Source organism: Bradyrhizobium sp. CCGUVB1N3 (assembly GCF_024199925.1).
In the GTDB taxonomy this organism is placed as follows: domain Bacteria; phylum Pseudomonadota; class Alphaproteobacteria; order Rhizobiales; family Xanthobacteraceae; genus Bradyrhizobium.
On sequence record NZ_JANADR010000002.1, the window covers coordinates 316,424 to 329,588 of the forward strand.

The following is a 13,165-nucleotide window of genomic DNA, read 5'->3' on the forward strand; positions in this document are numbered from 1 at the left end:
TCAGAGGCCGGCGGCCTTGGTGAGATTGACCCGAAAACGGTCGCGCCGCCGCTGGTAGCGGCGGGTCATCTCGGCGCTGGCATGACCGAGCTGCTTCTGGACGTAGCGCTCGTCGACCTCGGCCGAGGAGGCGAGGCCGGCGCGCAGCGAATGCCCGGCGAACTTCGTCTCCCGCTCGCCTTCGGGCAGGTCGGCGCGCACCCCGGCGGCAAGGGCCGCGCGTTTGACCAGCCGGGCGACCTGCTGGTCGTTCAGGCGATCGGGCCCGACGTCCTTGCCTTGGCCGCGCACCCGCCGAAACAGCGGGCCGTGGCCGATCCGGGCCAGTTTCAGCCAGGTCCGCAGAGCGACGACTGGGCAGGTCGCATCGGACGAGCCAAGGCCGATCTCGATCTCGCGCCAGCCGGTTTTGCCGCGCAGGGTGACGATCAGGCCCTTGTCGAGGATCTCGACCCAGCCTTGGCCGTCCTCCGTCTGGTCGCGCTGGACGTCGAGGCCGACGATCTCGGAGCGGCGCAGGCCCCCGGCAAAGCCGATCAGCAGCATGGCGCGATCGCGCAAGCCCCGCAGCGTGCCGCGGTCGAGGGTCTCGAGCATGCCGATGACGTCCTCCGGCAGCACGGCTTCCTTCTGCCGGGGCGGGGCGGCGTGGGTGTTGCGGATGCCGGCGAGCACGGTCGCGATATGCCGATCCGTGCGGTCGAGCGGTGTGCCGCGCTGCGCATAATTCCAAGCGAGCGCCGAGAGCCGGCGCTCGATCGTCGCGACCGCATTCGGCTGGCGATCGGCGGTCGCCGCGCCCGAGGCGCAGGCGGTGATGTAGAGGCCGACGGTCTGCGGGGAGGGTGGCAGGACCTCGAGGCCCTGGCGCCGGCACCAGGCGGCAAAGTGCTTCCAGTCAGCCGCGTAAGCGCGGCGGGTATTGGCCGAGCTCGCCGCCGCGACATAGCCGCGGGCGCGCTCGGCGAGGCGCGCAAGATGCGTCGGCAGGGCAGGGGAGGGGGGCTCGCCGGTCGGTTCGGGCGTCGATGCCGCCGCAGCCAATGTGGTCGGCAAGGTTTCAGTGACGCCGTCAGTGCTGTCAGGCGGCGTCATGTGCCGACCTCCCAGGGATTGATGAGGGACGCCCCTATATCGTCGAAATCCCGCTCGTTGCGGGTGACGAGGATGAGGTCGTGCACGATCGCCGTGGCCGCGATCAGGCCGCCGATATCGCCGCGCGGCCGAATCGCGGCGATCCGGCCCCACTCGACCGATATCTGGTCGGTCACGGGAAGAATCCGATCGGCGTGGTCGTGGCGCAGTTTACGGAGCCACTCGGCCAAGTGTCCTGCCGCCTTCGGATCGGACCTTTGCCGGAAGGCGATGCCGCGCATGATCTCGCCCAGCGTCAGCGTGCTGAGATGAACGCTGCTAGGATCGACCGAGCGCAGCCACGAGGTCGCCTGCGGCGAGCCGCGGCGCGCTTCGGAAATCACATTGGTGTCGACGAGGTACATCAGAGTGCGAGGTCGCGGCTCGGCGTCGTCGCCCGGGCGCCAGCGGCCTCCGCGAAGTCGTCGTCCCAGGCCGGGCCGGCCAGCAGGTCGTCGACCAGGCTCGGCCGACCGGCGCGCAAGGCGTCGTAGTCGGCGGCCGACAGCACCACGGCGGCCCGCATCCCGCGCAGGGTGACGACCTGCGGCCCCTCGAGCCGGGCCTTCTGGACGAGCTTGGAGAATTGGTTCTTGGCGTCCTGTAGCTGCCATTCCATGAGCGCGCGTTCCTAGCTGGACTGTCTAGCTATATAGAGGCCTGGGGGTGGGTCCGTCAATCGGGTCACCCGAACTCGCCGCCGTCTCCGGGGCGCGATCGGCGAGGCCCGCAAGATAGGCCAGCAGGGGAGGAGGCCTCGACAATGTCCCGAGCGGCGGCGACGACTTCGGGAAGATCCTCGTTTTCGGCGCCGGTCAGAATCGTACTGCCCTCCGTACATATTGTGTGCGTACGAAATTGACTTGGTCTGCAATCTCGCGTACATATTGTGGCTGCACAAGGAGTAGATTTGAGCCATGGCGCGCGTTGCCGTCGATGACACCAACCGCATGAATCTGCGGATCAAGCCGGAGGTGAAAGCCCGGCTGATGCGTGCGGCTGCGCTACGCCATACCGATCTGACCAGTTTTGTGACGCAGTCGGCGCTGCGTGAAGCGGACGCCGTCATTGCCGAAGCCGATGCGATCAATGTGTCGGAGCGCGATTTTGCGCGCATTCTCGACCTCCTGGACAATCCGCCCAAGGCGAATGCCAAGCTGCACGCGGCCGCAGCCGGTCTGCCCAAAGACCTGTGACGCTTCCCGCCTGGCACGAGGAGCCGGTCGCCAAGGGCCATGACCGCAAAGCCTTCGACTGCGGCGATGGCGCGCTGAACACCTTCCTGCTGCGCTATGCCCGCCAGGGGCATGAGCAGAACGCGGTCAAGACCTATTGCGCGCTCGCCAACGCCACGCCGAACCGGGCCCTCGGCTTCTACAGCCTGGCGCTGGCGTCGATCGCGCACGACGCCGTGCCGGCCGCCATGACCAAAGGCCTGGCGCGCCACAAGGTGCCCGGATTCCTGCTGGCGCGGCTCGCGGTCGACAAGACGGTCGCGGGCAGGGGGCTGGGTGGCCAGCTGCTGCTGGCGGCGGCTTTGCGCTGCCTGCGGGTGACGGAAGAGGTCGGCGGCGTGCTGATGGTCATCGAGGCCAAGACCGCGCGGGCGGCACAGTGGTATCGCAGTCTTGGCGCCGAGCCGCTGGCCGATCAACCGCTTGCCTTGGTCACCCCGCTTGCGACCTTCGCCGACGCGTTGCGGGCGGCCGGACGTCTCTAGCCTGCCTCCAGCGCCCTTTGCCGACACCTGCACAACGTTACCGGCAATTTCGGAAGCCCAGCCAAGAGGCGGCCGGGAGCCCGATTGCGGGCGATTTTCGATCGTCTGGGCGCTGAAAACGGGTGTCGCTCGCGATTCATTGGCGGACGGTAAATCATTGATCTGGCGCGAATCATCTTCGGAGTTCAAGGGCGGATTCTAGCCGAATCACCGGAATATTCGTAACCATTGAGCGGACGAACTTTCAGCGAGGCGCTGTGGTTCATAGGCCCGACAGGGACACGGTCGATGATCCTGCCTGGAATGAGGCGGTTGCAAGGGAGATCGTGATCCGGCGGCTGGTGGCGCTCGACTGCCCTGGCCGGTCAGACTTCTTCCGGGCTTGCCGTGAACTCGGCCTTAGGCGAACCCGCCTTTATGAGCTGATCAGGGCGTACCGGGAGCATCCGGTCACGAGTTCGCTGTTGCCGCGTCCGGCGGGCACGCGACGAGGCAGCCGCCGATTGCCGGACGAGACCGAAGCGGTGATCGCCGAAGCGTTGCGGGAGTTTTACAAGACGCGCCAGAAGCCGAGCATCAATCGGCTGCACAAGGAGATCCGCAGGCTCTGCCGCTCGCGCGGCCTGCGAGCACCGTCCTGGTATGCCGTGAAGACGCGGATCGCTGCGATGGATCCCGCCGAGCTCTCTGTGGCACGGGAAGGCCCGAAGGCAGCACGCGACCGCTTTCGGTGCGTTCCCGGACAATATGCCGCCGAGCACGCCTTCGACGTTGTCCAGATCGACCACACGCTGGTCGATGTGATTGTCGTCGATCGCCAGTATCGACGACCACTCCAGAGGCCGTGGCTGACGCTCGCCATCGATGTCGCGAGCCGTATGGTCGCGGGCTTTTATCTGACGCTCGAGGCGCCGTCGGTGGTTTCGGTTGCACTCGTCATCCAACACCTCGTGCAGCCGAAAGGGGCATGGCTTGCCGGGCTGGGGATCGATGGGGAGTGGCCAACCTCCGGCTTCCCCAATTCGATCCATGTTGACAACGCCAAGGAGTTCCGGTCGCGCGCCTTGCAGCGTGGCGCTGAGGAATATGGCATTAAGCTCATCCACCGCCCGGTCGCCACGCCCCACTATGGCGGCCATATCGAACGGCTGATCGGCACCATGATGGGCGCGGTTCACCTTCTGCCGGGCACGACATTCAGCGATATCGACGAGCGCGGCGGCTATGATTCAGCCGCCAATGCGACGATGACACTCGACGAGCTGGAGCGGTGGCTGGCGCTCGAGATCGTGCGCTACCACGCCGATCGCCATGGCGCGCTGGGGATTCCGCCGCTGGCGGGCTGGCACGAGGCCGCGGCCCGCCGTGTCAGGCCTGTGCGCCAGCCCCATGACCTCGCCGGCTTCATGATCGATTTCCTGCCCAGCCTCGACCGACTGGTGCGGCGTGACGGCATTCATCTGTTCGGTTTGCGCTACTGGGATGACGTGCTCAGCATCTGGGCCGGCCGGCTCGACCGGCCGCTGCGCGTTTCCTACGATCCACGCGATCTTTCGAGGGTTTTCGTGCGCGCTCCAGACGGGACGCGCTGGCCCATCCGTTTTGCTGATCTACGTCGCCCGCCAATCACGCTCGGTGAGCACCGCCGCGCCCGGACCGCCCTGCGGGAGCGTGGTCTGACGCTGGTCGACGAGCAACTGATCTTCGAGACCATCGAGGCCCAGCGCGCACTGGTCGATGAGGCCACGAGGCGCACCAAGGCAGCGCGCCAGTTGGCGGAGAAGCGCGACCGGGCGCTCGGCGCTGCCGCGCCAAACAAGTCGTCGGCGCCGGCCGAGCCTCCGCAGATTGAGGACGACCGGCCGATCGATTGGAGCAAGGTGCCCGTTTTCTCCGTCGAGGAGTGGTCGTGAGAGGCGAGGGGACATACGAGCACCTCGACGAGCGCTACCGCCGCTATGCGGCGCTGCCCGACGACGAGCGCATTGCCTGGATCAAGGCCGACCGCTGGATCGGCTTCGACCAGGCAGAAGCAGCACTTGTCCGTCTGAATGCCTTGCTGGCCTATCCGCCGCGCGACCGCATGCCCTGCCTGCTGATCTATGGCGACACCGGCATGGGCAAGACCAAGATCGTGCGCAAGTTCGAGCGTGCGCACCCGGCCACATTCTGCCAATCGACCGGCGTGACCAACAGGCCCGTTGTCGTGGCGCAAGTGCCCTCGGAGCCGATCGAGCGCGACCTCTATCGCGAACTGCTGACCAGCCTGCAGGCTCCCGCCCTGGTCGGCGGCACGCTTGCCCGCGAGAAAGACATCTGCCGCTCGCTGCTGCGCACCGTCGGCGCCAGGATGATCGTGCTCGACGAGGTCAATGGCATGCTGGCCGGCACCTATCGGCAGCAGAGGATATTTCTGAATGCGCTGCGGTTTCTCGCAAATGACCTGAGAGTGCCGCTTGTCTGCGCCGGCACCGACCTGGCGCGCCAGGCCCTGCTCACCGACGCGCAGCTCGCCGAGCGCTTCGAGGCATTTCATCTCAAGCCCTGGAAGAACAATCACGCCTTTGCGCGGCTCTTGAAGAGCCTGGCTGGCATCCTGCCGCTGCGTGCCGCGTCCGATCTCGAAAGCGACGTCGTCCGTGGGCGGGTCCACATGCTCACCAGCGGCGTCACGGCCCGGACTTTCCGGCTGATCGAAACGGCCGCCGAGGAGGCGATCCGGTCGGGACGGGAACGGCTCGATCGGATGAGCTTCGGCGACGATCTCGTCCTGCCGCTTGTGTCGATGACCCGATCTGTGCGCGGACGGGCGGCTCCGGGGATGACCCAGATGGCGGGGGAATGATGCAAGGGCGTCTGCCTGTGGCGCCACGGCCCTATCGCGACGAATTGCTGTCGTCGTGGCTGGCACGGGTGGCATGCCGCTATGGCCTGACGGCGCGCGAACTGGCAGGCCATTTCGCCGCCGGCGGCAATGGCCTGTCCTCGTTCCAGCCGATCGACGACAGGGCGCCGCTGGCGGGGCAGACGAGGGTGTGGGCGCAGGCTTGCGGTGTCGACCCCGAGCGACTGGAGCGCCTGTCCTTGAGCAGGCGTTATCCGCGGCGTCCCCGGTCATGGTACGCGCGCCGGGGACCGGAATGGGCGCCATCGGCAATGACCGGGTCATGCCCGGTCTGTTTCGCCTGCTTCGCAGCCGATCGTGACGCAGGTCGCGATGCCTATCTACGAGCCGGCTGGATGCTTGCCGAGCGCTGCATCTGCCCGATCCACGACCGGCTGCTTTACGATCGCTGCGTGTCGTGCCACCGGCGTCTTTCCGTGGCTTTCCGCTTGCTTGACGGGGGCGCGCGCCCCGTCTGCAGCTCTTGCGGCCTGATTCTGATCGATAGGGGAGGGGAGGGCGGCCGCCCGCAGGACCGTGCCTTGTTGGGAAGGGCGCTTGCGGTCCAGCAGCGGATCTCAGTGACCGTCAAACAAGCTCCCGAAGAGCAGCAGCTTGAAAAGGCGCTTGCGACCCTCTGGGCGCCGCTTGACCATGCTGCAGCGGCGCGACCCGTGCTGGCGCTCTGGATCAATGAACCCGGCTGGCGCTGTCCCACGAAGCCAGGCATGCCGTCGGCGCCGAAGCGCCGCTCGGACAGCTGCCGGTGCGCTGGCGCTTTTTCACCCTGCTTGCCCTGGACGATGTTTTCGGCGCCGAACTGCGCCTGGACCGTGAGATGGGGGCCGCCGCGGCTCACCTGGTCCGGCGTGCCGCAGCACCCAAAATTCGCACCGGAGCCCGGCCGCCGCGACCGCCGGCCAGGCGATTCAGTAATGCTGAGACTACGTGCTTTGGCACGCAGTCTCACGAATTCCGATTCAGCCAGTCCACAATGGCGCTCCGGGAATCTCATAATGGTGCGCGAGATTTCCGCCCAAGCCCTTGAGATTCATCTGGCCGCACAAGGACGCGCGAGATGTCGTCCGCGCGCCCGATTGGCGTGAATTTCCGCATTCTGCGCGACGAGAGAGGCCATCCTGGAGGCCGCTGTCCGGGGATTAAGCGCAAAGGCGGTCCGCTCAATGACTGCGAATTTTCGTCGATTTGATGCCAAAACGGGGCTGTCCGGCGGTGAAACGCCAGCGACAACGGGCATCCTCTCTATAAAGGGCAAAACGACTGATAAGGCAACATTATCACGCGTTGTTATCCCCCGACAGGTGCGGCGGTTTTGGCGATTTTTGATGCCATAAGCGCCGCAATCGGCATAAGCTTCGCCATGCCCCCGCGCGCGCGAACTCTCCCGGAAGCCCCGCCGACCGTCCCGCCCGCACCGAGCTGGGCGCGCCAGGTCGCGTCCGCACAAGCCGCTGATGATGCGATGTTTTTGGCCGGTGGCGCGCTCGCCGCACTCCACCCCATCGCGCGCAGCGAACACCCGCTCGGCCAGCTCTGGCGATATCGATTAGCGCTCGCCAGCGCCGCTGTGCTCGCCCGGAACAGTGGGCGCCGCGAGGACGAGGCTTCCCTGCGCGACGCCTGGTATCTGCGCCGCACGACCGATGATCCCGGCCCGGGCGGGCGCATCCTCGCGGCCTGGCGCCAGCTCGGCGCGCGCGCCGCCATGGCGCCGGACGACTGGCTGATGACGCTGTCCGTTCGGTTCGAGCTGCGCGTCGACACTGCGCTCAAGGATGTCGTCACAGCCGCGACACAACTCGCGGCCGGACAGGGCAGCGCCGTCGCGGCCGCCGCCGAAATCGCGGCGCTGAGCCTGCGCTTCGTGCCGGCAAGCGAGCCGCTGGCCCTGTGGCTGGCCGACGTCGTGCTCGCTCACCGCCTGAACTGGCCGATCGCCGTGCCGCTGATCGCGAGCCAGGTCCGCCGCGCCGATCTGCGCGCTGCCGGCAAGGCGGGCGGCGTTGACGACGCCTGGCTTTCGGCCTGCGCCCTGGCCTATGCGCGCGCCGCCGCGGCCGCAGCGGAGCTCTACGCCGACCTCGTGCGACGGGCCAACCGGCTGCTGGCGGTGGCGCCAAAACTGCGCGGCAAGGACGCCGACAGGATGGTGGGGATCCTGCTGATGGAGGACGCGCAAGCCGCCGGCGCCGGCCCGTCCGCGAGCGACCGTTCGACGCGGCGGCTGTTCGAACGGCTGGTGTTGCTTGGTGCGGTGCGCGAGCTCACGGGACGGCCGACCTTCCGACTGTACGGGCTCTGAGATGGGGCGGCGCGCGCGAGCCAAAGCGGATCTCGACACGGAGCTCACCGAGCTGCCGCCGGAGCTGCGCTGGCGCGAATGGATGGGCCGGGTCGAGGCCGTGATCTTCGCCGCACCCGCGCCGGTGACCCGCGAGACCCTGGCGCGCGTCGTCGGCCGCGACTGCAGCCTCGATCTGATCATCGACGACATCCGCGCCGAGCTGCGCGGCCGGCCCTACGAGCTCGTCTCAGTGGCCGGCGGCTGGCAGCACCGCACCCGGAAAAACTTTGGCGATGCGATCCGCGCGGCGATCGGCGGCGCGAGCGATGGCAAGGCGCTGTCGCAGTCCGAGACGCTGATCCTCGCCTGCATCGCCTATTACCAGCCGATCACCCGCAGCGAGCTGTCCGCCTTCTTCGGCAAGGAGGTCAGCCGCGATACCATCGCCCGTCTGCGCGGATTAGACTTCATCGCGCGCGGCCCGCGGAGCCCGCAACCCGGCGCGCCCTACACCTATGTGACCACCAAGGGGTTTTTGGTGCAGTTCGGCCTGGAGACGCTGCGCGATCTTCCAAACATGGAGGCGCTGGAGGACGCCGGCCTGCTCAGCAAGGACAAGATGTTGGCGGGAGAATTGCCGGCGCTGGCATCGGACGAGGAGGCCGACGAGGTCGAGGCCGACCCCGAGGAAGACGACGATGCGGCTTGAATCGCTGCCGAGGCATATCTCAAGCCTTGCCTGGGTGTATCGGTTTTGATACACTTTAGCTATGAAGCTCATCTCATTCCTCGGGGACAGCCCGACGGCTATTCGAGGCTTTCCCGAGACTGCCCGCTACCGGGCCGGTGTTGAGCTTCGAAAATAGCCGGTGTTCGTGTTGACGAAGCCGATGCTAAGCCCGCGATTGTGGCCGTGGCCGTGGCCGTGAATGAGGCACACCAATGACGCGCCGGCCGCGGGTCCACTTCAGAACGGCTGACCGACAAACGAATGTTACTATCCAGCCGATACCGCCCAGTGCAAAGACGCCAATAGCCCCCCCCCAAAAAAGCCCGCCACTTTTTAACCCCAAAATTCTCAGCACCCCTACGCCTGCATGGCTGCTACTTCCGCTCAACTGGCGTCCCAGTCCTGGGCGAAGGGCCTTGCGGAAGAGCATTCACAGCGAATCGCAACTCTTGACGAAAAGCGCGTCGAGCTCGAGATCAAAGAAGCCAATCTCTGCACGCGCTGGGGGCTTAGGATCATTGAAGTATAGCGTATGTCCATTCACGCCGGTTAGTACCACTACATGCTTATCCACAAGCCTATCCCCCGATTCTAGCGTTACCGGAAGCGTTACCGCAGCCCAAATTGGCCCTCGCCTCAGCAGCGTCTCGGCGATGAAATATGGGGTAAATCCGCCATATGGCTTTACGAGCCAATCCAATCCTTCGGTCAAAGCCAAATATTCAAAACAGTTTTGGGGGAGGCCTGAGTCGTCCCGCCAAAGCGTGGGAAAACCCAGGCGGGGCCCCGGGCGAAAGTAATAGGACACCATACAAGCGGAAGCATACCAACAAGCGCGACTCCCAAATGGCCGCATATTTTCCTGGTAATCTCGTCGCATGATCGGTTGACCATCATAATCATGCTGTTGGCCGACAAGCGGAACATTCAAGCGCACCACAGCCACCTCCATAAGTTTAAGGCGAGCCAAGCAAATAGCGCGCCAAGCGCTGACAGCGAAGATGAACCACGTCGAGCCGCCAGCCGGTTTGTTTTACGACGGCGCCGGCTCCGTCCGCTATCGACGATGTCAAACAACGTTGCAGAGACCACAGATGCGCGCGCCAACCAACGGGGCAGCTACCGCCAATGCTTCGATCAGTCACAGACGTCGTAGTCGGCGTCTGAAGGCCAATCCGTTTCGTTCATGATCTTCTGTGCGGCTGCGCCCTCGGCGGCAACATCTCGCAGCGCGTTTCTGAAGCGCGGTATATCGCAAAACACTCCGGCACCATTCGACCCTCGACCGGCATCTTGTAGGCTCTGTAGAGCGCGCCAGAGCCCGCTATTGTCAATCCTCTTCGTAGCCTGCTGCGCGCCGCGGGCGACGCGTTCTCTAGCCCGCCTTATTCATGATTGCCGGGCGGGCTGCTGGAACATTTCCGGTCGTGGTTGAAGGCGCGCGCGAATGCTACGGCTTTTTCGCCGCTTTTCGACCGGACTTCGTGAACGCGTTGGAGGACGGCGGCGGGGATGACCGGGGCTCATGCCCCGCGCGTCAGGGCGCTTGCGGGGCCAGAGCGTCTGCCAAGCCGCGGAACAGGTCGGCGTCGGGGCACGCCGCAGCGAAGGCTAGGCGGACGCGGGTGGCGGTCTCGATGACACGGGCTGCGATTTTGAGAAGCCTGAGTCTGATCGTGTTGAATTCGGCGGTTGCCAGATCACGCGGCTTCGGGATGGCGTCGCGCACGGCGAGGATGAGCCAATAGGCGGCGGTGTGGAAGACGAGGCGGACCTGGTTGGCGAGCGCCGAGCGGCAGCTGGTGCGATCGGAGGCGAGCTGGGTCTTGTGCAGCTTGATCAGGTTCTCGGCCTGTCCGCGTGCGCAGTAGAGGCTATCATAGATCCACTCGGCCGAGCCGATATTCAGGCTGGTGAAGACGTAGCGGTTGTCGAGCCCTTGTTGGGTTGCCTCGATGCGGGCGATGACGCGGCGCTCACGATGCCGGGAACCTGCCGCGTGGCGGGTCTCGGTGTAGCCGCGAACCACGATCTTGTTCTCGACCGCACGTTCGGTTCAAACAGCATCGCAGACCTCATCGACCTTTCTGGCGAGCGGCTTGGTGCCGGCCAGCGCGAAGACGTAATCGATGGCGTTTTGCTCGCAAAAAGTCATCGCCTCGGGGCAGGCGTAATGGCCGTCGCCGCGGAAAGTGATACGCGTATTGGGCCAGCGCCGGCGGATGCGCCGAACCAGGCGGCACAGGTGTGCTCGCACCTCGATGCCGCTCAGCGTCTTGCCGGGGCGCAGCATGACCGCAACAGGCCGGCTATGCTCGGTGTCGTAGACGTGGATAGGCAGGAAGCAGTATTCGTCATAATGGGCGTTGAACAGCGAGAGTTGCTGACGGCCATGCACCACGTCGACCGTGTCGTCGATATCGAGCGTGATTGCGCTCGGCGCTCGCGCGTAGCTGTCCATCCATAGGTCAACCAGCGCATAGCTCAGCCAGCGCATAGCTCAGCCGGATCACCTCACGCAGGTGTGGTGCATTATCCAGGCGCGATAGCGTCGGCTGCGAACACAGATCCCGGCCAGTGTCCGGCAGTCGGCCGCAAGCCAGCTTGAACGCCGGATCCCCGCGTAACCGATCGAGATCATTGCCATCCTCGTAGCCGCACGCGATGGCGAAGATGCGGGCGCGGATCATATCCGCAAGGCTGTGCACGATGCGTCCCCGATCGCGCCGCTCGGGGAATACACAGGACAACTTCGCGGCCAGGCCGAGGCGCCGGTCCGCCATGGCCAGAAGCATGACGCCACCATCCGATGTCAGCCTGCCGCAATCAAACGCGGCTGTGATCTTCTTGCGGGAAACGGCTGGAAATGAGAACGACAGACTCGTATCGTCGGTCATGGCGAGTGTGGCGGCCCGGATGCGCGGAGGGTGGGTGTCAGCAACCGAATCCTACGCCACCTCAGCGGCTTACGCCACGCTCGCCAACCTCTCAACATGCGCTGATGAATAAGAACGGTTAGTTTCAGCTGCCCATTCGCTTGCACCAGAATCTTTTAGCAGGCGGACCAGGCAGGACAAATCCCTGCGACCGCGGAACCGTCGTTGCCACGAGTTGCTTCTTTGTTCAGGGGGACGCCCATAAGTGGGCCCCCTAGCAAGTCTGAGGACATGTGCTTCAATCCGCATGTCGGAGCGTGCCGGCGAGGCGTAATATCCCCCCGGCCATTTTCAGGAACTGCGCGCACAGGAGAAGGTTGCGCAGGAACTGCGCAAGGCTGCCCGGAGCGGCGACCTTGGCCGGTTCTTTGGTAAGGCGGCCGATCTCAGGACGAGATTGACCATCGCCGAGGCTCGCGCAGCGCGGCTGCGTCAACAGCTTGAGACGTTCGAGGTCGTGCCAGAATACAAAGCTCTGGAGCGCGAGGCGAACGAGATCACACGCGAGATCGACGGCATGAACGTCGAGAACGTGATCGATGGCGATCTTCTGCAACAGCTTCGCGCCTCGCTGTCCGACGAGGATGCGCCCGATCTGGGGGATGTCACGAAGCTCTATGCCGAGGCCGGGGTCGTTCTGCCCGACATGGTGCGGCGGCGTTTCGACGAGGTGGAACGCTTCCACCGGATCATCATCGAGAACCGGCGCGCGCATCTGACCGCTGAGATCGCCTCGGCCGAGGCTCGCGTTGCCGATCGCGATCAGCGTACCGCCGAGCGCGACCGTCGCCGACGGCAGATCATGGGCGTGCTTCGCTCCGGCGGCGCACTGGAACACTACACTTCGCTGCGCGAGGAAGTCGGCCGAGCCGAGGCGGAGGTCGAGGGACTTCGCCAGCGGCTCGACACCGCCGAGCGGATCGAGAGCACCAAGGCCGAACTCGACATCGAGCGGGCCAACCTAACCAAGGCGCTGCGTGACGACATCCACGAGAGGGCCGACCTCATCCGCGAGGCGATCCTCGCCTTCGAGTCGCTGTCGGAATCCCTTTACGAGAAGGCGGGCAGCCTGACGATTTCCGAAACCGGAAGCGGCCCCCAGTTCGAGGTCCATATCGACGGGCAGCGAAGCAAGGGCATTACCAACATGCAGATCTTCTGCTTTGATCTCATGTTGACCGAAATCAGCCTGAAGAACGGCCGTGGTCCCGGCTTCCTGATACATGACAGCCACCTGTTCGATGGCGTGGACGAGCGGCAGGTCGCCAAGGCGTTGCAGCTCGGGGCCGAGCGGGCCGAGGCAGCCGGCTTCCAGTATATCGTCACGATGAACTCCGACGCGCTGCCGCGCGAGGGCTTCAAGGCCGGCTTCGACATCCGTTCTCGCATTATAGAAATGAAGCTGACAGATGCGACGGACACCGGGGGGCTGTTCGGCCTGCGCTTCGAGTAGGCC

At 65.3% G+C, this 13,165-nt stretch carries 13 protein-coding genes and 1 pseudogene; 8 read left to right on the forward strand and 6 right to left on the reverse strand.

The window, feature by feature from the left end:
- From NLM33_RS48225 to NLM33_RS48235, 3 genes are read right to left on the reverse strand one after another with little or no spacing between them, the layout of a single operon-like run.
- Positions 1–1,095 carry a site-specific integrase gene (locus NLM33_RS48225; RefSeq protein ID WP_254106530.1) on the reverse strand — a complete coding sequence of 365 codons (1,095 nt, stop codon included), beginning with the start codon at positions 1,093–1,095 and terminating at the stop codon, positions 1–3.
- Positions 1,092–1,499, reverse strand: coding sequence for a type II toxin-antitoxin system VapC family toxin (locus NLM33_RS48230; RefSeq protein ID WP_254106532.1), 408 nt, complete (start codon positions 1,497–1,499; stop codon positions 1,092–1,094). Before NLM33_RS48230 ends, NLM33_RS48225 begins: the two co-directional genes overlap by 4 nt.
- Positions 1,499–1,753, reverse strand: coding sequence for a type II toxin-antitoxin system Phd/YefM family antitoxin (locus NLM33_RS48235; RefSeq protein ID WP_254106533.1), 255 nt, complete (start codon positions 1,751–1,753; stop codon positions 1,499–1,501). Before NLM33_RS48235 ends, NLM33_RS48230 begins: the two co-directional genes overlap by 1 nt.
- A 298-nt stretch (positions 1,754–2,051) precedes the next feature.
- Between NLM33_RS48235 and NLM33_RS48240 the strand changes: the two genes are divergently transcribed.
- From NLM33_RS48240 to NLM33_RS48265, 7 genes are all read left to right on the forward strand, one after another.
- A complete protein-coding gene (locus NLM33_RS48240) occupies positions 2,052–2,330 on the forward strand; it encodes a DUF1778 domain-containing protein (RefSeq protein ID WP_254106534.1) in 279 nt (92 codons plus the stop codon).
- Complete coding sequence (locus tag NLM33_RS48245; RefSeq protein ID WP_254106536.1) at positions 2,327–2,854, forward strand: GNAT family N-acetyltransferase; 528 nt, start codon at positions 2,327–2,329, stop codon at positions 2,852–2,854. The genes NLM33_RS48240 and NLM33_RS48245 overlap by 4 nt, the downstream gene beginning before the upstream one ends.
- Positions 2,855–3,111: 257 nt before the next feature.
- On the forward strand, positions 3,112–4,767 hold the full coding sequence (locus NLM33_RS48250) for a Mu transposase C-terminal domain-containing protein (RefSeq protein WP_254106538.1): 1,656 nt from the start codon (positions 3,112–3,114) through the stop codon (positions 4,765–4,767).
- Positions 4,764–5,699, forward strand: coding sequence for a TniB family NTP-binding protein (locus NLM33_RS48255; protein WP_254106543.1), 936 nt, complete (start codon positions 4,764–4,766; stop codon positions 5,697–5,699). Before NLM33_RS48250 ends, NLM33_RS48255 begins: the two co-directional genes overlap by 4 nt.
- The gene (locus NLM33_RS50165) at positions 5,699–6,844 is read left to right on the forward strand and encodes a TniQ family protein (RefSeq protein WP_371930201.1); all 1,146 of its coding nucleotides are present in this window, start codon (positions 5,699–5,701) and stop codon (positions 6,842–6,844) included. The genes NLM33_RS48255 and NLM33_RS50165 overlap by 1 nt, the downstream gene beginning before the upstream one ends.
- Before the next feature lie 275 nt (positions 6,845–7,119).
- Complete coding sequence (locus tag NLM33_RS48260; RefSeq protein WP_254106544.1) at positions 7,120–8,061, forward strand: DUF1403 family protein; 942 nt, start codon at positions 7,120–7,122, stop codon at positions 8,059–8,061.
- Position 8,062: 1 nt separating this feature from the next.
- The gene (locus tag NLM33_RS48265; protein WP_254106546.1) at positions 8,063–8,752 is read left to right on the forward strand and encodes an SMC-Scp complex subunit ScpB; all 690 of its coding nucleotides are present in this window, start codon (positions 8,063–8,065) and stop codon (positions 8,750–8,752) included.
- A 451-nt stretch (positions 8,753–9,203) separates the two neighbouring features.
- Here NLM33_RS48265 and NLM33_RS50170 read toward each other — a convergent pair whose 3' ends face one another.
- The 3 genes and pseudogenes from NLM33_RS50170 to NLM33_RS48275 form a co-directional block, all read right to left on the reverse strand.
- Positions 9,204–9,725 (reverse strand): papain-like cysteine protease family protein, encoded by a 522-nt coding sequence (locus NLM33_RS50170; protein ID WP_371930202.1) that lies wholly within the window; start codon positions 9,723–9,725, stop codon positions 9,204–9,206.
- Between the two features lie 585 nt (positions 9,726–10,310).
- A pseudogene (locus NLM33_RS48270) lies at positions 10,311–11,670 on the reverse strand (IS1380 family transposase).
- Between the two features lie 277 nt (positions 11,671–11,947).
- Positions 11,948–12,265 (reverse strand): hypothetical protein, encoded by a 318-nt coding sequence (locus tag NLM33_RS48275; protein WP_254106547.1) that lies wholly within the window; start codon positions 12,263–12,265, stop codon positions 11,948–11,950.
- Between NLM33_RS48275 and NLM33_RS48280 the strand changes: the two genes are divergently transcribed.
- On the forward strand, positions 12,227–13,162 hold the full coding sequence (locus NLM33_RS48280; RefSeq protein WP_254106549.1) for an ABC-three component system protein: 936 nt from the start codon (positions 12,227–12,229) through the stop codon (positions 13,160–13,162). The genes NLM33_RS48275 and NLM33_RS48280 overlap by 39 nt on opposite strands.
- Positions 13,163–13,165: the final 3 nt, after the last annotated feature.